Raw genomic sequence first — 19949 nt, forward strand, 5'->3', positions numbered from 1 at the left:
ACTCCTTCCTTAAAGAATCGGTGTTGTATTCGACGATATCTGTGGCCGATAAAGCATCTTATGGTTTACTTATCTTATCCTCTAGAACGGGTTGGTAGCCCTGGTCTCTTACATCTTGAACCATCTCGTCGATTTTATCGGTCGTTACATTGAGCATTTGTAAGGCAGTGATGCCGAGACGCAGGCTCGACTCAATCGTTTCCGGATAAGCGTGGGCGGCACCAGCAGCAATCAGTTGTGCACTGGTTGCGAGATCCTGTGCCCGCACGATCACCGGTATTTGCGGGCAGGTCCTGTTTATATAGGACATTGCACCTAATGCGGTGTTTGGATTGTCAACGGCGATCACGATCAGACTGGCTCTTTCCACATGGATGGAAGACAGTAAGCCCGGATTGGAGATGTCGCCGAGCCAGACCTCATGTTGATCCGCCCGTCCCTGGGTCACTCGCTTCGGATCAGTGTCAAAAGCCACAAAGGGAATGCCGCATGAGTGCAACAAAACGGCGATGGTGTGGCCCACGCGCCCATAGCCGCCGATAACCACTTGTCGTTCCGGAGTCTCTTGTAGTTCTGCGGTATCATGGGCTGTTGTGTGAGACGTTTTGACCAACCAACCCGCAATAGCGCTATTGAAACGCATCAGCAGAGCGCCGATAATCATCGACAGAAGTACGGAGGTTATGGCGATTTGACCGAGTTGCATGTCGATCACGTTGGAATCGAGCGCGATAGCGATGAGCGCGAGTCCAAATTCGCCGCCCACACTCAATATGAGTCCGGTACGCCACGTCATCCGGGTATCGAATCCAGCCCTGCGTACCATGGCAGTAACAATGAATGTCTTGCTCGTAACAATGAGCAACGCGCCCAGTACGGCCCAGTGCCAGATGAGTAGTGTCGCTGCGGGGTTGAAACGCATGCCAATACCGATAAAAAACAGGCCCAACAACACGTCTCGAAACGGACTGATACTTGATTCAACCTGGTGCCTAAATTCCGTTTCGCCCAGCATCATCCCGGCAAGAAATCCTCCGAATGCCAGCGATAAACCGAGACTATTTGTGACCCAAGCTGCGAGTAAGGCGACCAGCAGAACGGACAGAGTAAATATTTCGATCGATCTGCGCTTGGAAACCAGATGAAACAATGGGCGAAGCAGCCATCGCCCGGCAAAGAACACAAGCGCGAAGGCAAGCATGGCCTTGGCCAGGGCCAATGCCAATGTTCCTGCCAGTACATCCATTGTGACCGCCATACCCAGCACGGGTATGATGACGAGAAATGGAACGGCCGTAACGTCTTGGAAAACCGATATTGCGAGTCCAAGACGGCCATGTTGCGTGTGTTCCTCGCCTTGTTCGGTGAGCAGGCTAGCAATGATCGTTGTGGAAGATTGAGCGAAAACAGCGCCGAACACGAACGCGGCGGCAATAGGAAGTCCTGCGAGCCACGTCACAATTCCAACCACCAGGGTGGTAAACGCTACTTGCCCGGTACCCAGTCCGAGGACCTGGTGCCGCAGCGCGTGCATTTGAGGCAGAGAGAAATTAAGACCTATCGTGAACAACAGAAAAACGACGCCGAATTCGGCAAGCGCCTCCAGTTCTGGCATTGAAACCACCGGTCCGATTGTGTGTGGCCCAAGTATTATCCCAACCAGTAAATATCCCAGGCTGGTTGGGATATGCAGGCGCTGAAAAATAACCACGACAGCTATCGCCGTTACCAGAAGCAGGATAATTTGGATGAGATATTCCATCTATTTTTGGTTCTCCATGAGGGTATAGCACCATGCCCAGCGGCAGCAAAAGGTATGGTGGCAAGAGACGAGAAACGTGACTTTTAGATATTCGTTGGAGCTATTTGTTGGGTTTTGAATCATTTGGCTCCTGGAAAATCACTGGCACGTTGAGTTATTTTTGTTGACAAAACTTGTTTACTTAAACATCCCCCTAAACCTCATATTGATATTTTCATTATGCTATTCATTGTTCTCTTTATTATAGTCAATATACAGAATATTTCCATTATACTTGATCGGCAAATTATGAAAGACGGTGTGTCGTTGCCCAATTCAGGGGTTTGGCCGCAGGATTTCTTCTTCAACCTTATTATGGTTATATGGTTCATGCAGGCCGTTGAAAAACCATCTGCCTTGCCGCTGCGGTGTTAAAAACAGATTGAGAATGATCATTTGTTATGCATAAGCTGCACTTTCCCGCCTGTTTTTTACTTGTATCAGCCGCTTCAAGAATATTTTCTCAACGGCCTGTCAAATGGTTTTATTGCAAATCACACTGATACACCTGTCCATTTGCTTGTCCACTTTTTGAATAGCTTTGCCGGCTCGGCATGCTGATCAAACAGCCTTGTGCCACATCACACTTCAATGTGGACAGTCTACTCGAATGTATTGATGATCTTACTTGATATGGCAGAACTCTTTTTTGCTACCATTTTTTCACCCGGTTACGGCTATTTTCTCTTAACTGGACTGTCCACGATATTGGACTATGTCATTTAGCGACGATTCAGCAATGTGTTAACGAGCTTAGTTATAATTTCCTGGTATTGCGGATCGTTGTTCCGTGCAATGGATGCTTTTTGCCAGGCTGGGTTCTGGCGCAGGATGCTGGTTAATTCGGTCCAATTTTCGGGTAGCTTTTCTGTATCCGGAATGTCATAGTGCACCGTATCGAAAGCGGCATGACCCCGATGCATCAGTTTTTCTAATAACTGCTGTTGTCGTAAGTAGAGTATCCGCAGGGTATTTTCATCAACACATAGCCATTGTGAGCCTTGTACGGTTGCTCTTATTTCCTCACCATAACGTTTGAATGTTGACCAGCTGGCACCTGCTATGGCACCTAATGCACTGGCTGCACCCAGACTTAATCCACCGACCATTAAGTCAATACCTGCGCCTGCTGCTGCGCCTTTGAGTGCGTTACTGCCAGCATCCAGGCCATAGGTTTTCAGTATTCCAGGCGCAAAGATATCGAGTTGCCATTGTCCATTGCTAACGGGTATTTTCTGTAATGCGACATCTTTTTCCGAGAAGTTGAAAATGGATAGCAGGTCTTTGAGGCAATGTTGTTCTGCTTTTCTAACGAAATCCTGTAATCTGTTTGCAGCGAGTGAGCCCGCTGTATCACTCTTTTTAGTATGTTTAATTTCGCGGTGGCAGGCCACGGTGATGATGAGCTCCGCCACGCGTTTGGCGCCAGACAGGCAGAGCTGGTTCCAGACTCCGGCACGATAATCGATCAGTTTCTGTAACTTCACATAGTGTGATTCAACCAGGGTTTGTATTTTTTGATAGAGCCGTTTTTCGGCTTCAAAAGTAAAGGCAACGGTATCAAATTCCAGCGCTGTATGTATATTGAGGGTAGCCAGCTGTTTGCGCCATTTTTCCAGTTCTTTTTTGTGTTCCGCAATAAAATTAAAAACGGGAATGATAGGTTTTGATGATTTGCTGAGTACCTCTAATTCAATTAGATATTTTTCCAGTATCGGTTCACGCACATCGATAATGTATAGCAGTACGTCGCTGCGCAGGACTTGACGAATAACCTTGGCTTCCTGTTCCAATAAATCATTAGGGGTAATATTGGTAACAAAATTTTCGAGTACGCTGGCTGCTGTCAGTGATTCGGAATAGGCGCTGATTTTCTTAAGCTGTGAGGATAACGCGTTGGAATCTTCGAGGCCAGGTGTGTCATGCAGGTGGAGTATGGGCGTGTTGTCAGCTGATATTGTTGCCTGCTCAACATGACGCGTCGTACCTGCCGCATCTTCAATAACACCGAATTCCGTACTTCGTAACATGGTACGTATCAGCGATGTTTTGCCAGTATTCGTATGGCCAACGACGGCAATATTAAGTAGTGTGTCTACTTCTGAGGATGATGAGTTTGTCACTGTATTTTTGTTTACTGGATAATGATATGTTCAGCAGAAATACCACAGGCTTCCGCTAAGCGAAACCAAGCGAGTTTACGTGCGGTAACGACGGGGGGGGCAGTCTGCCTGTGAAGTAATATTAACCACGGTGTTTCAGTTGTACTGGCGATTAATTCCCGGACGATGCGTTGGACACCTCTATCGGGTAGTCGGTGTATCGCAACGCCGACCAATAAAGGGCCATCAATTTTCCGGATACTATGGGTGGCTTTTGCGAGTGATTGCTGATCAATAATATTGTCACGACAAATAACCGTTTCAGGCCAGATAATCTGATCATCCAGTTCGATACCGAAAGCATAGGCGTTCAGTGGAAGCGTATTATGGATGGCTTGTGGTACAGTGTTTGTCTGCTTGGCTACAGCCTGTGGATCAGCATCAATGATCTGTGCTTTTATTTCACGCGTCATCAGACGCTGTCGCAGTTCTATATAATAGGGCAGGTAGAGATCTAGTTTAAAGTTGCGTTCAGCCCATTTCTGCATCAATATAGAAATGGCAAGTAATACTAAACGGGGCATTAAGCCATAGAACAAGAGCGTTCCCAGTAAGAATCTGGCCCAAGCGCTCCGTGTCTCCGCATCCTGGTCATCTGTACCCATTCGGCTGGCTGCAATTTGATGACTGTCCGGAGTACTTAAGCCCATATATTCCATGGGTTTACCTAAAATCCGAGTGAGCTCGGGAAGACTGCTCTCAGGTAACAGCGTTGTTCCCCAAATGAAATTATATTGTTTTGCTAGCATTAGCAGAATAAGTAGTGCCACCCCTGCAATAATATAAGTGAGCCAGAATTTATGCGTCAAGACGCTGATTCGCCACTTGCCGACAGTCCCTGTTAAACAGCTTTCCCACCAAGCGCGTGCTGCCAGTGATGAAACGGTGTCGTTTTCCTTATGCCTATAGGGCAACCAGCTGGCTAACTGTGCTGCAACACCGGTACTTAACCCTTGCAGATTAAATATAATTCCTGTTAGCCATAGCAGAATAGATAGCAGGTTAAATCCTAAAAGTACAGCGAGCAGCCAGTAAATATTGAGTGTGGCAGATTCACCAACTGCATTACCTGCAGCCAGTGCGCCTAGAATTGCTGCACTGGCCAGACTAATTCGACTGGCCCGGGTGAACAGTTTTTGTGGCTGTAATAATGTATTCGCCAGTGCATTGTCCTGAATTAGCCGCCGTGCCCGGATTGCCAGTCTTTGTAAGAAGGCTGTGTATTTGAAATCTGTTGTTGCATGACTATCCATGTCTGCAATACTGGCGTAAGACAAGTTACTTGTTTTACTTGTTTCAATATTGCGTAGCTGCTCAATACGTACTAAATCAGTGAATGTATATTTTTTTACGGACATTTAGTGACCAGTTTTAAGGAAACGCGGGCAAGATCTCTAAGTTGAAGAAGTCTGTTCATTTAACCAGCATAAGAAAATAATAATACCCAATGCTTATTGACGTCATGGTCCGATAAAGTGAGAAGTGTGGCAAAATTCATGGAATGATTTATTTTTAACGCACTCTTTTATTGTGGTATCGATGGCTTTATGCAAGATGAACAAGGTCTGGAAAATAAATTGATCACGAAGATGATTTTATTCTATTAGTATAACTATAGAAATATAGTTGGCAGAAGAACATGATGGAAACAAGTTGCTAGTCATAATTCCATAACCCCATAATCTGGTAGCTCAAATAGTTATTGACAGGAATTTTCATGAAACCAGTTGCAATTTTTAGGCATTTTCCCATCGAAGGGCCCGGTTATTTTGCCACATTTCTTGATAACAATCATATTCCATGGCAACTAATCAAGCTGGATGCTGGTGAGATGCTGCCAGATAACGTACATCAATTCAGTGGATTGGTATTGATGGGTGGGCCCATGAGTGTCAATGATAACCTACCCTGGATTGAGCCGGAACTCAATTTAATACGGCAGGCTATTACGAATGATATTCCGGTATTAGGCCATTGTCTGGGGGGTCAGTTAATGTCAAAAGCCCTGGGTGGCGCAATCAGTCGTATTCCGGTAAAAGAAATAGGCTGGGGTAACGTGACTGTGTCAAATAGTTGTATATCACGCGAGTGGTTTGATGATTTGTCAGAATTCAGCTCATTTCACTGGCATGGAGAGGCCTTTACACTGCCTGATGGCGCGACTCGGATACTATCCAGTCGCTATTGTGAAAATCAGGCATTCGCAATGGGTATTCATCTGGGAATGCAGTGTCACGTGGAGATGACCGAAAAAATGGTACAAACCTGGTGTCAGGTTAATGCTTCGGAATTAACTGACTGGGTTGGTCCATCAGTACAATCAGCTGAGGAGATGTCAGCGCACCTGGCTGAAAAAATCGCCACATTAAATAAAATTGCCACGCGTTTGTATGCAAAATGGATTGCCGGCTTGAGGTAACCGCTTGTAAAAATATGGCATGATTTGAGACCTTTGCAAAACTCCAATAGTTGAAAAATTAATTCTTTATAATCAATAGTCAAAAGCTTCTGGCAAGGGCTTTTGCAAAAGTCTCGATTTGATAAATACGGATATTTTTCTCAATTAATCCACGTTGCGTCCCAATAATAGAGCCAAAAATGTATCTCGCGTTTCCTGGGATGTATCCCGGTATACATGATAACGGGCATGCTGTTCGGGTTGCGCTGGATTCATTTCTATACCCCACAGAGGAGCGACTGTCATTGGTAAATTTGAATAGCGCACATCGATGAGTATGTTGGGTTGTTCTGGTTGAATGGCAACCAATCCGGCAGAAAAATGAGTGAATCGTGCGATATCATCGGCCAATACTGATGTGGCGGGTAATGTATTTAAATCCTGTTCAGGTATGAATTTTTTAATCGATTCACCGGGGTATACGCGAGGTTCCGAAAACAGACCGATTCGAATTGCATCAACTTGTAGTTTGTCATCGATTTGATAGATCGAGCGCCACAGAATCAGATTGGCGAGGGTTGGTTTGACTAACAGTTGTTCGATAACATGCCCCCTTTCAACGGCTAATGATTTAGTAACCGCTTCAGCGCGTTGCAACTGTATCCAGCCAAATGACAGATAAATGCCCGCAAGTAATAAGCCAATTCGAGCGGCTGTTACAGCCTGTTTTTTAAATGCCCATACTACGGCAATTAATAATATGAGTGTAAAAACTGGATCGATGACCGAGATCATATTCAATGCTACGCGTGATTCGCTGAGTGGCCAGAATAAATGTGTTCCGTAACTGGTAAAGGCATCGAGAATACCACTCAGACAGTATCCTAGCAGGGCGAGCAGGTATAGGCGTGCAAATGGTAAGCGTTTATGCAGAAATGGCCAGAATATGAGCGCCGCAATTAATGCACCCAATGGAATAAAGAAAATGGAGTGCGTAAAATGACGATGAAACTCAATATTTAGCAGCGGATCGTTGGATGATTGAATCAGAATATCTGCATCAGCAATCAGGCCCGCCGAAAAACCAATAAGCGTTGCCAAACGTGTTTCGTGCTGTTTGCAACCAGACTGTGCCAGGGTGGCACCGAGCAATCCTTGAGTAAATAAATCCATAGCGGTTGAAAATGGGTAAGCAGAGAATTAATGAGTTTATATGGGCCTGTCGGAAAACACACAATAATTTGAGATAATAGGCAAAATAGAGGGCAATACACGAAACGGAATTTTTTGGAGGCTTGCCGTTTATCCTCGCTAAAACGGCCTAGTACTTGCGTTGTGCGAGCTGGGTAAGCTGGAACGCACCTCTTTACTTTAGACTGGTTGCAGGATTCCGAGCTGTGTCGGCGCAGCCATATAGGGAGACCTTTGCAAAACCCCAATAGTTGAAAAATTAATCCTTTATAATCAATAGTCGAAAACTTCTAGCGAGGGTTTTTGCAAAAGTCTCATTAGATGCGCGAATTAGATGTCCCATTTTTTTGCTAAAGTTATAAAAGACCTCGAAAACGAAAGCTCGTGAGGTCTCTTATTAGTTGTAGGACTCTATAGATGTTGAGCCATTAATCTTGTAACATCGATACTTGGTTTCACGTAGCACCTATTTTATTTTAGATGCCTTGATAAAACCTTGAGTTATTGCTCTAAATAAAAAAAACAGGGCAAGCCAACAAAGCATCGAATCCTTCAACGCTACTAATGCTTCAATAAGCCTTTCGACGTGATAAGCTCATTCCCAGCAAACCAAGTCCAAGCAGGGCAAAAGTTGCTGGTTCAGGAACATTAGCGGTGCCAGCAAAATAAGTTTCTGAAGAAACAGTTACACTAAGTTCTGCAATATCATATTGTCCAAGGAAATTAGACTGAGTATCACCAAAGATAACGTTGAATCCAAAGCCACCTTGTGGAGCACCAGTTCCAACACCCGTTGCACCCACACCTGGCCCACCATATAAGACAACATTGTCGGCCAAATCGGCTAATGAAACATTACTGCCATCCTTTCTTAGATATTGAGAAGGAGGTCTACTGGCGGTTCCACTATCAAGCAACCAGTCTAAATTTGTACCTGCCCCGAATTCAAATACTTTCCATTCCGTACGTGTTTGGAAATCTGTTCCCATGTAGAAATTCTCAGACGAAATAACAGCATAATTAGTGCCATCTGTTACCCACATATTCAAATATGGATGTGCGCCAGTTGCGGATGGAGTTGTCGTCCAGTTAACGGTGTTAAATGTATTTAATCGCAAGCCATTTAACGCGCTCGTTCCATAGCCAACTTTTTGTCCGCTACGCGGTGTTTCAGCATGAAAACCATCGCCGGTCGCATTTTCCGTAATAAGCATATCGGAATCAAACGGAGCAACAATAGAGCTGTCATTATTTCGTATATAGAAGGTTTCGAAATCAATGATGGTTGCTTGTGATGGTAGCGAGAAAGCTAAAAGCCCTAGACCAGAAACAGCAACAAGCGTAAGTGCTTTAAACTTTTTTATGATGAAATTAGAGTTCATTTTATTTCCATTATTTTAGCTAAAAAAGCTAACAAATTTTACTTTCAATTCCTGTATATTTAAATTGAGATATTTCCAATTTAAACATCTAAACTAAGTACCTTGTTCTAGTACCTAAAGGAACTACAAGCAATAATTATGCCCAAAAGATAAATACTATATTATACAATAGGTTGAAAGTATGCTGCTTAAACCATAAAGTGATGTTGTAAAGTATTTCGACAGTCATGAGGGTGGTTGTTTTAACAAACCGAGCGGAAATCCTCTCCGTCCAGGGGGTGAATAGTGCGGACGCCGCAGGCATTCTTATTGTCGATTAATCTGGCGTTTGTTGTTGTTCGATGTGTTGGCAGAACGATGGGAATTGATGCGTCACCACGAGCCAGCAGCAGGTTCGATTGAGTCGTCAGGACGAAGTGTCAAGACCAAAGCGGGTCTCAGCAAATTGATTCTCGATCAGGGCTGAGGTGAGTTTCACCGCGAGTTGGAATACAAGCAAGCGTGGGGTGGCGGTGATGTGCTTGCTGCCATCAATATTCTAAGGGCAGGACATGCCCGGCTCGTCTGCCAAGTGAACGATGCAGTCATGTCGTCAGCAACAGGAACTCACCGAAGTTATCTAACCCATTCCGAGGTAGAGGCAGCAGGAATCTCCTGTCTTTAAGCCGGGGAGGGTGTCAATATTTAAAAATCGTGTTTAAGTTATTTTTTAATGTTTCACCTGTTTGTGGAGAGTAAAGGGTTTGCAATTTTTCGCCGTCAGCAGAAAAGAAAGTAAGAGCGGTTGGGCTGAGTGCATAAGTATCTGCAAATGCTTTACCGGATGGCGTCTTGATATCTGCAATAATAAATTCGATACGTGCTGTATAAATATCCCTGATTTCATTCATGGCCGCCATCGTTTCTCCGCTCTGTATGATATTGTTGTCATGGACAAGAACAACCGCATTAGTACCTTTGCCAATTTGTGAAACATCCTGCGAGAATCCACGAGGTAGCAGCATCACTGCAGCAACGATAGTCAATAGAATGAATACGAATGTAATCAGTTTTGGCCAAATGTTGCGTGAAGTATTTGATGGGTTTGGTTTTGTTGATTGCATGGGTTATTTTCTCTATATGCGGGTTTTGATTGGTGTTTAGATAGAAATTGATGTCAAATGAGAACTGACCGAAGCGATAAATTAATGGTAGGTACACTGCCTTGAATCGTGATCTTATCTTATTTCATCGTTTATTATTAATGAAGCCATGGTGGATTGTTAATAGGGCAATTATTATGTTGCCTGAAACAAAAACGAACATTGGAGATTATACGCACGTTAATGTATTTGGGGTTTGATAGGGGATTGTATGATGAACACAGTAGGAGGAATAATGCAGCGGGTCGAAATAAGCTATCGTATGGTAATTCCGGCATTACTGGTCGGTATTTTGCTTGTGTCATATGCAGCGAATTATATTTCGCATTCTGTGTCAGCTGAAGAACGCTATGTGAATACGCTGTCTATGAAATTACCTGTGGATAATTCGGCGGTTACGATTCCACCGGAAGTACTGCAGTTTGAGGGTTTTGATGTGTCGTTGCAACTGGCAACAAGAGGCTTGGCGCAGCGTATTAATGATATCGTATCAGAAGCGCCAGAGGGTGCGACGATACAGGGTATTACCGGTGTTGTATCTCCACGTATGAAAGCAGAGATCGCTAGTGATGGTTTTATTATTGAGAGTCCGGCGCTACAGGAGCAGTTGATTATGGTTGGCGATGAAGCGTTATGGACATGGCGTTTATTGCCAGAAAAATCCGGACATCAGGTTTTAACATTCCAGCTTCACCTGATAACGCATTCCGATGGTCAAGAAAATCTGAAAATTGTTGATGTTGCGGAAGCAAATATTGCTGTTAGGAAGAATGGATCGGCGTGGGCAAACAATAACTGGAAATGGATATCGTTACTGTTGGTAGTATCCGTTATTATTTGGCATTTGAAACGCCGTTTTATGGCTTGATAAATTCGGCTTAACCAGGTTTATCCTAGTGAATGGGTGCTCAGAAATAAACAGAGGAGCCATTTCTAAACCAGCGATCACTATTTTATGAGAGACCTTTGCAAAAGCCCACACCAGAAGTTTTCGACTATTGATTATAAAGAGTTAATTTTTCAACTATTGGGGTTTTGCAAAGGTCTCTCTTGGAGTATAAACAGGCTTGTTCAGGCGGGGATGTATTGAAGGTAAACCCTCAATACACCTCTCAAACCTGCCCTAGATGTCAACATGTTAGTCGTGACAATCGCAAAAGCCAAAGTGCTTTTGAATGTACAGAATGTGGATTTAAAGCCAATGCCGACTTGGTAGGTGCCTTGAATGTACTTGAGCGAGGACATCGCTTGTTAGCCTGTGGAGTTGAAACGTTAGTTTCGTCTAAGAAGCAGGAACCAGTAGGCAGTAGCAATACAAACCTACCCTTAACGGCTTAATAAGTCGCTAGGAATCCCCTTCGTTTAGGAAGGGGAGGATGTCAAGAAATCGGGTAATTAATTTTCCCATTGTCCGGCTTTTATTAATTGATTCTTGAGACCTGGTAGCGGAAAATCGAGTGCATAAGCCTCTTTTGCATGGTGCTGGGCTTGTTTATAATTCTTTTTCTTCAAGTACAGCAAGCCAAGATTGTAGTGTGCGGTCGCATTTTCCGGTTGCAATGTGATTGTGACATTGAACTGTTTGATTGCCTGATCAATTTTCCCCGTTGTTGTTAAATAACCGGCATATATTGCGCGAACCGTGCCATCATCTGGCTTGAATCGGATAGCGCGATCAAAAAAACAGCCGATAGAATGTTTTGCACCAATTGGTTTTAGTATTTTATCTCTGATAGAAAGCCTTGCCATGGCTGAGAGTGCACGATGATGATTGGGGAATGCGTGCAATGTATAGCTCAGATCTGCAGCAATGGTTCCTGTGTTGCCCTTGACCAGATTCTCTATATCCTTAGTAAAATGAGCGATTTCAACAATATTAATCTGGTATTCAAGATTATGTCGGTTAGTGTAATCAAAAGGGCCATAGTGACCACCTTTTAATTCACCACAGTAATTGGCCGCTAAAAAAGTGGGTGACATAAAATAAATAATCGTGATAATCCGGAATATTATTTTCATAGGCCTTTGTATTAAGAATTAAGGTTTATCCCATGGTAATTGTCCATGAAAATTTCACAAATGTGATCTGATAAATTTATATATACTCGATTTTAGGTTAGATATGTTCGATTTTTTATCGAAACTTCCGAAAAACCCCGGTCTTCAGAGCGAAGGGCTGGTTTGCCGTTTCGGACAGTTTTCATCTTACACAGCACAGTGTTATTGTATTATATGAATCATGAACGTCAATGGAATTCATAAGTTTAGGCTTACCCAGCCAAAGAAGGCCCATTCAGGTATTCGCAAATTGTGATCATTGAATTGGGGATATCTTGCCCTTAAGAAGAGGAGCAATCAATTCGTGATAGATTCCGTATATCCTGGTTTCAGGAAAATTTGAAACCGGATCTTGTAATGCACAGATAATTACGACTGCCTGTAGCGCGTTGGATCCATTAAACCGGCCTTGTTAAATCCTGTACGACGTATTCGACAGGAATCACAAACGCCACAGGCTGATCCTGCCTCGTCTGCTTGATAACAGGAAATCGTTATACTGTAATCGAGGCCCAATGCGATTCCCTGCCGGATGATTGCTTCCTTAGGCAGCATTATAAGCGGTGTATGGATCGCTGTTTTGTGGCCCTTGGTAGCCGCCTTGGTAGCCAGGTTAGCCATATTTTCAAATGCCTTGATATACTCTGGGCGACAATCTGGATAACCTGAATAATCTACCGCATTAACGCCGATGAAAATATCGTGACTACCCAATGTCTCAGCCCATGCCAATGCAAGCGACAGCATGATCGTATTCCGGGCAGGAACATAAGTAACCGGAATATCCGTTTCCTGACCGGTTATAGGAATATCGATGGAATGATTAGTAAGGGCTGAGCCCCCGAACGCAGCAAGATCTACCTTAATAACATGTTGTGAGCAGGCACCCAGAGATCGGGCAACATTTCTGGCCGCCACGAGTTCTGATTCGTGGCGTTGGCCATAATCGACGCTTAAAGCATAGCATTGGAATTGTTTGTTACGGGCAATTGCCAGGGTTGTTGCGGAATCTAATCCGCCCGATAAAAGTACAACTGCTTTTTTCATATCGTGGTGAGATAAGGTCTATCCGAGAGCGATTGATTAATGAAACTGATGATATGAGTCATCGCCGCGAGAAATGGAGTAAAGTAGCTAATCTCATCTCGAAGCTATTAATGCGTACACGTTATAAATAACATCCGTGTGAGAATTTAAGATCTTGTGCCTGTGCGATAGATGAGCTTTATGTCTAGTGAATATATGAAAGAGATTTTATCGTCCGGGTCCTTCTTCCCAAAGTAGCTTATGCAGCTGAATTTGCATGCGCACAGGCAGGTGATCGCGCAGTATCCATGTAGCTAATATTGAAGGATCCAGCTGATCATAAACGGGTGAGAATAAAATGGGGCAGACTTGGTCTAAACGCCGTGTATGAATTATTTCGCTAGCCCATTGATAGTCTGCTTCATCACAGAGGACAAACTTTAATTCATCTTGCTGTGTCAGGTAATCCAAATTAGACCATTGGTTTTTTGCCATTTCGCCTGATCCTGGTGTTTTGATATCCATTACTTTACAGACACGTGCATCTACTTCGGATATATCCAGTGCGCCGCTGGTTTCCAGCGAAACGGCGTAGCCCGTGTTACATAAAGCTGAAAGCAGCATTAGACAGGCCTTTTGAGCAAGTGGCTCCCCGCCGGTAACGGTAATGTAGCGTGCTTTATAATGAGAGACCTTACTCAAGATGGCGGATATTGGCATATTCTCGCCACCGCTAAAAGCATATTCCGTATCGCAGTAGCCGCAGCGCAGAGGACAACCCGTCAGACGTATAAATACGGTTGGCAGGCCAACGCGACTGGTTTCTCCTTGCAGCGAAAAGAAGATTTCATTGATACGTAATATTTCGGTTTCAATATTTTGCACGCTGGAATATCAGATAAGTGATGTTAATAGTCTTTAACTAATTGATTGAAAAATAACGCTACTATTCTAATGATAACAAAAACATTCAGAATATAAGCAAGGTTTGTAGTATTGATCGTATCCAGCAGTTTTTATAGGAAAGGGCTTTGATTACTTGAGATGAGCCAACCGCTGTTTTGCCTTTTCTACGGCATCACTGTGAGGATACCTTGCAATCAGATTTTCTAGCGTTGCTTTGGCAGCGTGGGTGTTGGCCAGTTCCTGTTGACTGCTGGCAATATTAAGCAATGCATCAGGTGCTTTGTTGCTGTCAGGATAGGTATTGATTAACTTTTTCTGAGCGTCAATGGCTTTCTGAAAATCCCGCAAAGCATAATAAGCATTACCGATCCAATAAGCAGCAGCTGGTGCGAGGCTGGTCATGGGATAGTTACTTAGAAAGACTTCAAATTGTGAAATGGCACCAGTATAGTCTCCATTCTTAAATTGACTGTATGCTTTCTCATAAGCATCTTTTTCTATCGAATTGGCTGCGATCAGGTGTTTTCCTGATGACGCTGGAATAACTGACGAGACTGGCTTTGATGGCGATTCCAGTGCGGGTGTCGATGAGGGTATGGATTGGATCGAGCTGGTTGATGAATTCTGAGATTCAGGCATCACGGGGGCATTGCCTTGCTCAATACGTTGTAATCGGTTATCCAGATCGATATAAAAATCCTTTTGTCGTTTTTGCAGTAATTCATTCTCGTTGCCTAATACTTCTAACTGTCCACGTAGTTTTCCCAATTCGCTGCTTAATGTTTCAGCTTGAGCGTAGAGTTCTATCAGTGCCTGGTTTTTAAGTATTTCTTCTATTTTAGTAATACGCGCTTCCATTTCTTCCATTTGGCTGCGCAACATACTAATTTGTTCGCGTGCCTGGTCATCGCCAAATAGGCCTGCGTAACTCATACTACTGCTAATCAAAAAAAATAATAAGGAAGCGCGCAAAAACATGTTACTCACCCCGATAAATAATATCCGTACGGCGATTCTCTCTCTGTGATGCTTCGTCATGGCCAGTGGAACGTGGTTTTTCTTCTCCCAGGCTGACCGATTCGATTTGCGTATTTCGCGCACCCGATAATGTCATCATGTTTTTTACGCTATCGGCACGACGTTGGCCTAGTGCAAGATTATATTCTCGGCTGCCGCGTTCATCAGTATTGCCTTGTAACAATAATCTGGCATTTGTATTATCCCGTAGATACCTGGCGTGAGCCAATACCAGTTCCCGATATTCATTTTTAACTGTATAGCTATCATAATCATAATACACGCTACGTTTTGACAAGATGCTATTGGGATCTTGTAGCGGATGGAAATCCATTCTGTCGGAACCTATTCCGTTTCTTTCTCCTATACCGCTACTATCGCTTGTTCCGAAGGATCGATCTTCGACCTCAGAAACAGGGGTGGTGGTCTGACTGGCACATGCGGATAACAAACCCAACATTAAAATACTCAACGCCCTTCTCATTTGTTGCTCCTGTTAAATCTAGTAGAATGGTGAATCTAGGTTTACTTTAATCTCGGTAAAGGTCCCCATGCAGGCTCTCTGATATCACCTGCTTGCATCGAAAGCTGTTGCCTAGTCTGACCGTCCCTTGAGACGGCCGATAATATACCACGCCCCCTGATTTCTGTGGCATACAAGATCATCTTATCGTTAGGAGCAAAACTAGGGGATTCGTCTAATTGAGAATTTGTTAGTAGTTGCATCTGACGTGTCGTCATATCCTGCACGGCTACATTGTATTTGTTATTGTTGCGATGGATGAAAGTAAAGCTTCTTCCATCCTGGCTAAAGTGCGCGCTAACATTATAGTTTCCTTCAAAAGTCAGGCGTTCGGCGGTGCTGTTTGCAGTATCGGTGATTGACATACGGTATATCTGTGGGCTACCTCCCCGATCGGAAGTAAAAATGATCGAGCGGCCATCGGGAGAAAAGCTTGGCTCGGTATCAATACCGGTACTCTTACTCAATCTTCGCAGGCCGCTGCCGTCAGCATTGATTAGAAATATTTGGGAGCCTCCTTGTGCCGTTAAGACGATCGCCAGTTTTTTCCCGTCCGGTGACCAGCTCGGAGCACTGTTACTACCTTCAAAGTTGGCGAGTACCCTCCGTTGCCGGCTTGTCAGTGTTTGTATATAAATAACAGGCTTTTTGTTTTCAAATGACACATATGCAAGCTGGTTGCCATCGGGTGACCAGGCTGGTGAAATAATCGGTTCAGTGTATTCGATGACAGATTGGGCATTATGTCCATCAGCATCTGCTACCTGTAATGCGTATTTTTGCCCCTGTTTCATTACGTAGGCAATGCGGGTACTGAATACACCGGCATCGCCGGTAAGTGCCTCATAAATTATGTCAGCGATACGGTGCGCGGCTGCACGTAACTGTGTTACAGGAACAGTGGTAGCTAAACCGGCCAGTTGAGTTTGTTTAGCTACATCCATCAAACGGAATCGTATATCTACTTGCCCTTCCGGCAACAAGGTCGTATGACCGATGACCAGTGCACTGGTACCTCGATTGGCCCATTCAGCATAAGCAATTTCTGACGGTTCATGTGGTCTGAGGCCTGCCGGGTCAATTAATTTGAATAGGCCGCTGCGCTGTAAATCAGCTGCCACCACTGCCGTAATGCTTTGTTGTAGTCTTTCTTCGGCGGAAAAGGGAATAATCGCAATTGGAATGCGCATTGTGCCACCGCCAAAAATTTCAATATCCAGTTCCGCATGTACTGGCTGACTAATCAGGCAGAACAATAAAATAAACAGCCCGCTCGCGTATTGATAAAAACGCGTTAACATGGCAGAGACTGTTAGAAAGGTAGAATGATGTTTCTGATTATATAAATCATTCATGATAATACACCTTGATATTTAAGTTTCGAAACTCGGTAAACAGTGTTGGATCGGGTGGTAAGGGTAATGGTGCGGATATGAAAATAGCCCGCTCAACGGCGTTGTCAAAAGCAGGATGGCCACTGCTTTTGCGTAATTTTACGGCCAGAATATCGCCACCCGGAAGGAGTGTAACGCTAAACTCGGCTACGGGATTGCCCGGTAGATTGGGTGGCGTGATAACCCGGCTTCTGATTTTAGCGACAATCATGGCTTTGTATTTGTCTACTTCGCCCATTAAGCGGGCGCGTGCAGCTGCTTGCTGCGCCTGTTCGCGCTGAAGTCGTTGCGCCTCAGCCTGTTCTGCGGCTAGCTGTATTTTTCGTTGTGTCTCTTGTTCGAGTCGTTGTGCCTCAGCTCTTTGTGCCGCCTGTCGTTTTTGTTCATCACGTAGTCGTTCCTGTTCACGTTCGAGTCGTTGTGCCTCAGCTTTTTGTGCCGCCTGTCGTTTTTGTTCATCACGCAGCCGTTCCTGTTCACGCAACCGCTCCTGTTCCTGCTTATGCTGTAGTTGTGCTTGCATTGCGTTTTTTTGCTTTTCCAGATTTTTTTTGTCTTGATCTTCTGGTGTCGGCTTTTTTTCTTCTATTGGCTTCAAGTCTTTAGTTTTATCCTTGAGCGCTATATCCGGTTTTTTTATCGGTGCTGGTGCCGCTGTCTTTGATGGCAGTGGTTCCGCCTGAATGGCTTGTTGAACCGGCTTGGCTGGTGATGGCTCTGCTTTAGCCGGTTGTTGTATGGGTTTGGGCGGCAAAGATGCGACCTTAACCGGTTGCTGAACCGGTTGTTTGGATTGTAGTGGTTCTGCTTTAGCCGATGGCTGCATAGGTTTGGGCGGTGAAGGGGCTATCTTAACCGGTGGTTGAGTCACTCTCGGTTTTAAAGAGGCTTCCTTTTGAGATGATTGCACTGGTTGAGGCAGTTCATGCCACAAATCGACGACCATCCCTTCAAGTGGCGGATCATTCCATTGCAAGCCAAAAACCATAACAATTGCAAAAATGATATGTATCAGTAGCGTTAGGATACTCGCTAATAACAAGCCCGGTTCAGAGCGTGATGAATCCCGTAATGCCATTGCACTTATTGTATCCCTGAGTTTTTCATTTTTGCCTGGCCAAGAGGCCCACTTTTTGCACCTGGTGTTGCTGCAGAATATCCATTACATTAATTATGGCTTCATAGCGTATATTTTTATCAGCAGCAATGACGACGGGTTGATCGATATTCTGTGCCTGTTTTTGTTTGATTGCTTCAATCAATTGCTTATGATCTACTTTTTGTTCAATACCCGTTTTGGCGCGATCACGCAAGGTGAGGCTGCCGTCTGCTTTGATATTGACTTCAAGTGGTGCAACCGGTGGGGTCAGAGATTGACCAATCTGTGGTAATTCAATCTGACCCGGACTAATCAGTGGTGCTGTAATCATAAAAATAATTAACAGAACCAGCATGACATCAATGTAGGGTACAACATTAATGTCATGCTTTAAACGGCGCTTACTACGGCGTTCGGTCATGCAATCCTCATTCGATCTATTTATTCTGCTACCCGCCGTTGTAACACATTGGACAGTTCTTCCATAAAGCTTTCATAACGCGTTGCCAACTGGTCGATATCACTGGCATAGCGATTATAAGCAATCACTGCGGGAATTGCTGCGAACAACCCCATTGCCGTTGCTATCAAAGCTTCAGCAATCCCTGGTGCCACATGCGCAATAGTTGCCTGGGTCATATTGGATAGACTCCGGAAAGAATTCATAATTCCCCATACAGTGCCCAACAAGCCGATATAAGGGCTTACTGATCCTGCTGTTGCCAGGAAAGATAGGTGTAATTCGAGTTTATCCATTTCTCGCTGATAGGTAGCCCGCATGGCTCTACGAGTACCGTCCATGACAGTGCTGACATCGGTGCCTGGTGCATGCTTGGCAAATTCGCGATAGCCTGCTTCAAAGATACGTTCCATGCTCCCTGAAGAATAGCGCGCATTAGCGGCACGCTGATAAAGGGTATGCAAGTCAGCGCCTCGCCAGAAAATATCTTCAAATTCATCACTTTGTTTTATCGTATATCGGATAACAAACATTTTGCGAAAGATAAACCACCAGGACAGGAAAGAAGTGAGCAATAAAACTACCATGATCAGCTGTACCGGTAAACTCGCACTACTAATAAGGTTAAGAAGTGATAAATCCTGATTAACTGTTATAGCGCTCATGATAGATTTCCAAATTTGTGACGCAATGGTGCAGGCACGCTTACTGGTTTAAGACTTTCAGTGCCCACACAGACTGCATGAATCATAGCGCTAACTAGCATGACATCATGACAGAATATCTGTTGCGATATTGTAATGCGACTCCTACCCATCTCCACTGGCTGTACCGTAACTTGTAATAAATTATCCAAGACCGCGGGTTTGAAATATTCAATTTCAAGCGAACGAAGCATAAAAAACATCTTGTGAGTTTGGCTTAGTGAATGCACGTCGAATCCCAGTTCTCTTAGCCATTCATAGCGCGCGCGCTCCATGAAATTTAGATGTGTTGCGTGATAAACGACACCCGCTGCGTCAGTATCCTGATAATAGACGCGAATGGGTAGCGTAAAAATATCTTGTGATATTTTCTGATTTCTATCTATTTGTTTATTAATCTTAATGCTCATTTAACTCAGATTTTTTATGTATAAAGGCTGCATTTTAAAAAGTATATTTTCGCTACGATACGATGCTAATTTCAAGCATGACCAAATGCATCCTCGTTTGAAAATTTATATAAGACTCAGTATTAGCAAAAGCGTGTATTCTGACATAAATTTGAACTGTGCTATATGTGTTTTCGTGGGGTTTGATTGCTGTTTCTGAAAGTACTTTATATTTTTGAAAACCGAAGTTGTGAAGCGCAATGATAAAGTGATGAAGGCTGTTGCGTCATCTATTTA

General features: G+C 44.1%; 19 protein-coding genes. 3 read left to right on the forward strand and 16 right to left on the reverse strand.

The window, feature by feature from the left end; all coding sequences use genetic code 11:
• Window positions 1–58 precede the first annotated feature (58 nt).
• From BUQ89_RS02470 to BUQ89_RS02485, 3 genes are all read right to left on the reverse strand, one after another.
• The gene (locus tag BUQ89_RS02470; protein WP_028460908.1) at window positions 59–1762 is read right to left on the reverse strand and encodes a cation:proton antiporter domain-containing protein; all 1704 of its coding nucleotides are present in this window, start codon (window positions 1760–1762) and stop codon (window positions 59–61) included.
• 761 nt (window positions 1763–2523) lie between these two features.
• Entirely contained in the window at window positions 2524–3924 is a 1401-nt protein-coding gene (locus tag BUQ89_RS02480; protein ID WP_028460910.1) for a GTPase/DUF3482 domain-containing protein, read from the reverse strand.
• Window positions 3925–3935: 11 nt separating this feature from the next.
• A complete protein-coding gene (locus BUQ89_RS02485) occupies window positions 3936–5321 on the reverse strand; it encodes a DUF2868 domain-containing protein (RefSeq protein ID WP_028460911.1) in 1386 nt (461 codons plus the stop codon).
• A gap of 359 nt (window positions 5322–5680) precedes the next feature.
• Here BUQ89_RS02485 and BUQ89_RS02490 point away from each other — a divergent pair, with 359 nt between their 5' ends.
• Entirely contained in the window at window positions 5681–6382 is a 702-nt protein-coding gene (locus BUQ89_RS02490; RefSeq protein WP_028460912.1) for a type 1 glutamine amidotransferase, read from the forward strand.
• Window positions 6383–6526: 144 nt separating this feature from the next.
• Here the strand turns inward: BUQ89_RS02490 and BUQ89_RS02495 are convergent, their stop codons facing one another.
• The 3 genes from BUQ89_RS02495 to BUQ89_RS02505 all read right to left on the reverse strand — a co-directional run bounded on the left by BUQ89_RS02495 (window position 6527) and on the right by BUQ89_RS02505 (window position 10037).
• Window positions 6527–7534, reverse strand: coding sequence for a metal-dependent hydrolase (locus tag BUQ89_RS02495; protein ID WP_028460913.1), 1008 nt, complete (start codon window positions 7532–7534; stop codon window positions 6527–6529).
• Window positions 7535–8121: 587 nt separating this feature from the next.
• Window positions 8122–8934, reverse strand: coding sequence for a PEP-CTERM sorting domain-containing protein (locus BUQ89_RS02500; RefSeq protein WP_028460914.1), 813 nt, complete (start codon window positions 8932–8934; stop codon window positions 8122–8124).
• A 677-nt stretch (window positions 8935–9611) separates the two neighbouring features.
• Window positions 9612–10037 (reverse strand): hypothetical protein, encoded by a 426-nt coding sequence (locus BUQ89_RS02505; protein ID WP_028460915.1) that lies wholly within the window; start codon window positions 10035–10037, stop codon window positions 9612–9614.
• Window positions 10038–10287: 250 nt separating this feature from the next.
• Here BUQ89_RS02505 and BUQ89_RS02510 point away from each other — a divergent pair, with 250 nt between their 5' ends.
• Window positions 10288–10944, forward strand: coding sequence for a hypothetical protein (locus tag BUQ89_RS02510; RefSeq protein ID WP_143071211.1), 657 nt, complete (start codon window positions 10288–10290; stop codon window positions 10942–10944).
• Window positions 10945–11111: 167 nt separating this feature from the next.
• The gene (locus tag BUQ89_RS02515; protein WP_218612754.1) at window positions 11112–11414 is read left to right on the forward strand and encodes a zinc ribbon domain-containing protein; all 303 of its coding nucleotides are present in this window, start codon (window positions 11112–11114) and stop codon (window positions 11412–11414) included.
• A gap of 57 nt (window positions 11415–11471) precedes the next feature.
• On the opposite strand, the gene BUQ89_RS02520 is transcribed toward BUQ89_RS02515, so the two are convergent.
• The 10 genes from BUQ89_RS02520 to ybgC form a co-directional block, all read right to left on the reverse strand.
• Window positions 11472–12095, reverse strand: coding sequence for a tetratricopeptide repeat protein (locus BUQ89_RS02520; RefSeq protein WP_028460917.1), 624 nt, complete (start codon window positions 12093–12095; stop codon window positions 11472–11474).
• A gap of 408 nt (window positions 12096–12503) precedes the next feature.
• Window positions 12504–13181, reverse strand: coding sequence for a 7-cyano-7-deazaguanine synthase QueC (gene queC, locus BUQ89_RS02525; protein WP_028460918.1), 678 nt, complete (start codon window positions 13179–13181; stop codon window positions 12504–12506).
• 207 nt (window positions 13182–13388) lie between these two features.
• Complete coding sequence (queE, locus tag BUQ89_RS02530; protein WP_245812876.1) at window positions 13389–14045, reverse strand: 7-carboxy-7-deazaguanine synthase QueE; 657 nt, start codon at window positions 14043–14045, stop codon at window positions 13389–13391.
• A gap of 150 nt (window positions 14046–14195) precedes the next feature.
• Window positions 14196–14999 (reverse strand): tol-pal system protein YbgF, encoded by an 804-nt coding sequence (ybgF, locus tag BUQ89_RS02535; protein WP_245812877.1) that lies wholly within the window; start codon window positions 14997–14999, stop codon window positions 14196–14198.
• A 46-nt stretch (window positions 15000–15045) separates the two neighbouring features.
• Window positions 15046–15567, reverse strand: a complete 522-nt coding sequence (gene pal / locus BUQ89_RS02540) for a peptidoglycan-associated lipoprotein Pal (protein ID WP_028460921.1) — start codon at window positions 15565–15567, stop codon at window positions 15046–15048.
• Between the two features lie 41 nt (window positions 15568–15608).
• Window positions 15609–16907 (reverse strand): Tol-Pal system beta propeller repeat protein TolB, encoded by a 1299-nt coding sequence (gene tolB / locus BUQ89_RS02545; RefSeq protein WP_028460922.1) that lies wholly within the window; start codon window positions 16905–16907, stop codon window positions 15609–15611.
• Between the two features lie 46 nt (window positions 16908–16953).
• On the reverse strand, window positions 16954–18078 hold the full coding sequence (tolA, locus tag BUQ89_RS02550) for a cell envelope integrity protein TolA (protein WP_036572652.1): 1125 nt from the start codon (window positions 18076–18078) through the stop codon (window positions 16954–16956).
• Between the two features lie 25 nt (window positions 18079–18103).
• The gene (gene tolR / locus BUQ89_RS02555) at window positions 18104–18520 is read right to left on the reverse strand and encodes a protein TolR (protein ID WP_028460924.1); all 417 of its coding nucleotides are present in this window, start codon (window positions 18518–18520) and stop codon (window positions 18104–18106) included.
• A 20-nt stretch (window positions 18521–18540) separates the two neighbouring features.
• Window positions 18541–19224: a protein TolQ gene (gene tolQ / locus BUQ89_RS02560; RefSeq protein WP_028460925.1), complete on the reverse strand. Its 684-nt coding sequence runs from the start codon at window positions 19222–19224 to the stop codon at window positions 18541–18543.
• The gene (ybgC, locus tag BUQ89_RS02565; protein WP_051537516.1) at window positions 19221–19673 is read right to left on the reverse strand and encodes a tol-pal system-associated acyl-CoA thioesterase; all 453 of its coding nucleotides are present in this window, start codon (window positions 19671–19673) and stop codon (window positions 19221–19223) included. Before ybgC ends, tolQ begins: the two co-directional genes overlap by 4 nt.
• Window positions 19674–19949: the final 276 nt, after the last annotated feature.

Origin of the sequence: Nitrosomonas cryotolerans ATCC 49181, from assembly GCF_900143275.1 — a bacterium.
Classification (GTDB): Bacteria; Pseudomonadota; Gammaproteobacteria; order Burkholderiales; family Nitrosomonadaceae; genus Nitrosomonas; species Nitrosomonas cryotolerans.

Bases quoted from the DNA above. Each gene is read 5' to 3' on its own strand.
- BUQ89_RS02470 (WP_028460908.1), bottom strand. From the start codon at position 1,762: ATGGAATATCTCATCCAAATTATCCTGCTTCTGGTAACGGCGATAGCT.
- BUQ89_RS02485 (WP_028460911.1), bottom strand. From the start codon at position 5,321: ATGTCCGTAAAAAAATATACATTCACTGATTTAGTACGTATTGAGCAG.
- BUQ89_RS02490 (WP_028460912.1), top strand. From the start codon at position 5,681: ATGAAACCAGTTGCAATTTTTAGGCATTTTCCCATCGAAGGGCCCGGT.
- BUQ89_RS02495 (WP_028460913.1), bottom strand. From the start codon at position 7,534: ATGGATTTATTTACTCAAGGATTGCTCGGTGCCACCCTGGCACAGTCT.
- BUQ89_RS02500 (WP_028460914.1), bottom strand. From the start codon at position 8,934: ATGAACTCTAATTTCATCATAAAAAAGTTTAAAGCACTTACGCTTGTT.
- BUQ89_RS02505 (WP_028460915.1), bottom strand. From the start codon at position 10,037: ATGCAATCAACAAAACCAAACCCATCAAATACTTCACGCAACATTTGG.
- BUQ89_RS02510 (WP_143071211.1), top strand. From the start codon at position 10,288: ATGATGAACACAGTAGGAGGAATAATGCAGCGGGTCGAAATAAGCTAT.
- BUQ89_RS02520 (WP_028460917.1), bottom strand. From the start codon at position 12,095: ATGAAAATAATATTCCGGATTATCACGATTATTTATTTTATGTCACCC.
- queC (WP_028460918.1), bottom strand. From the start codon at position 13,181: ATGAAAAAAGCAGTTGTACTTTTATCGGGCGGATTAGATTCCGCAACA.
- ybgF (WP_245812877.1), bottom strand. From the start codon at position 14,999: ATGAGTTACGCAGGCCTATTTGGCGATGACCAGGCACGCGAACAAATT.
- pal (WP_028460921.1), bottom strand. From the start codon at position 15,567: ATGAGAAGGGCGTTGAGTATTTTAATGTTGGGTTTGTTATCCGCATGT.
- tolB (WP_028460922.1), bottom strand. From the start codon at position 16,907: ATGTTAACGCGTTTTTATCAATACGCGAGCGGGCTGTTTATTTTATTG.
- tolA (WP_036572652.1), bottom strand. From the start codon at position 18,078: ATGGCATTACGGGATTCATCACGCTCTGAACCGGGCTTGTTATTAGCG.
- tolR (WP_028460924.1), bottom strand. From the start codon at position 18,520: ATGACCGAACGCCGTAGTAAGCGCCGTTTAAAGCATGACATTAATGTT.
- tolQ (WP_028460925.1), bottom strand. From the start codon at position 19,224: ATGAGCGCTATAACAGTTAATCAGGATTTATCACTTCTTAACCTTATT.
- ybgC (WP_051537516.1), bottom strand. From the start codon at position 19,673: ATGAGCATTAAGATTAATAAACAAATAGATAGAAATCAGAAAATATCA.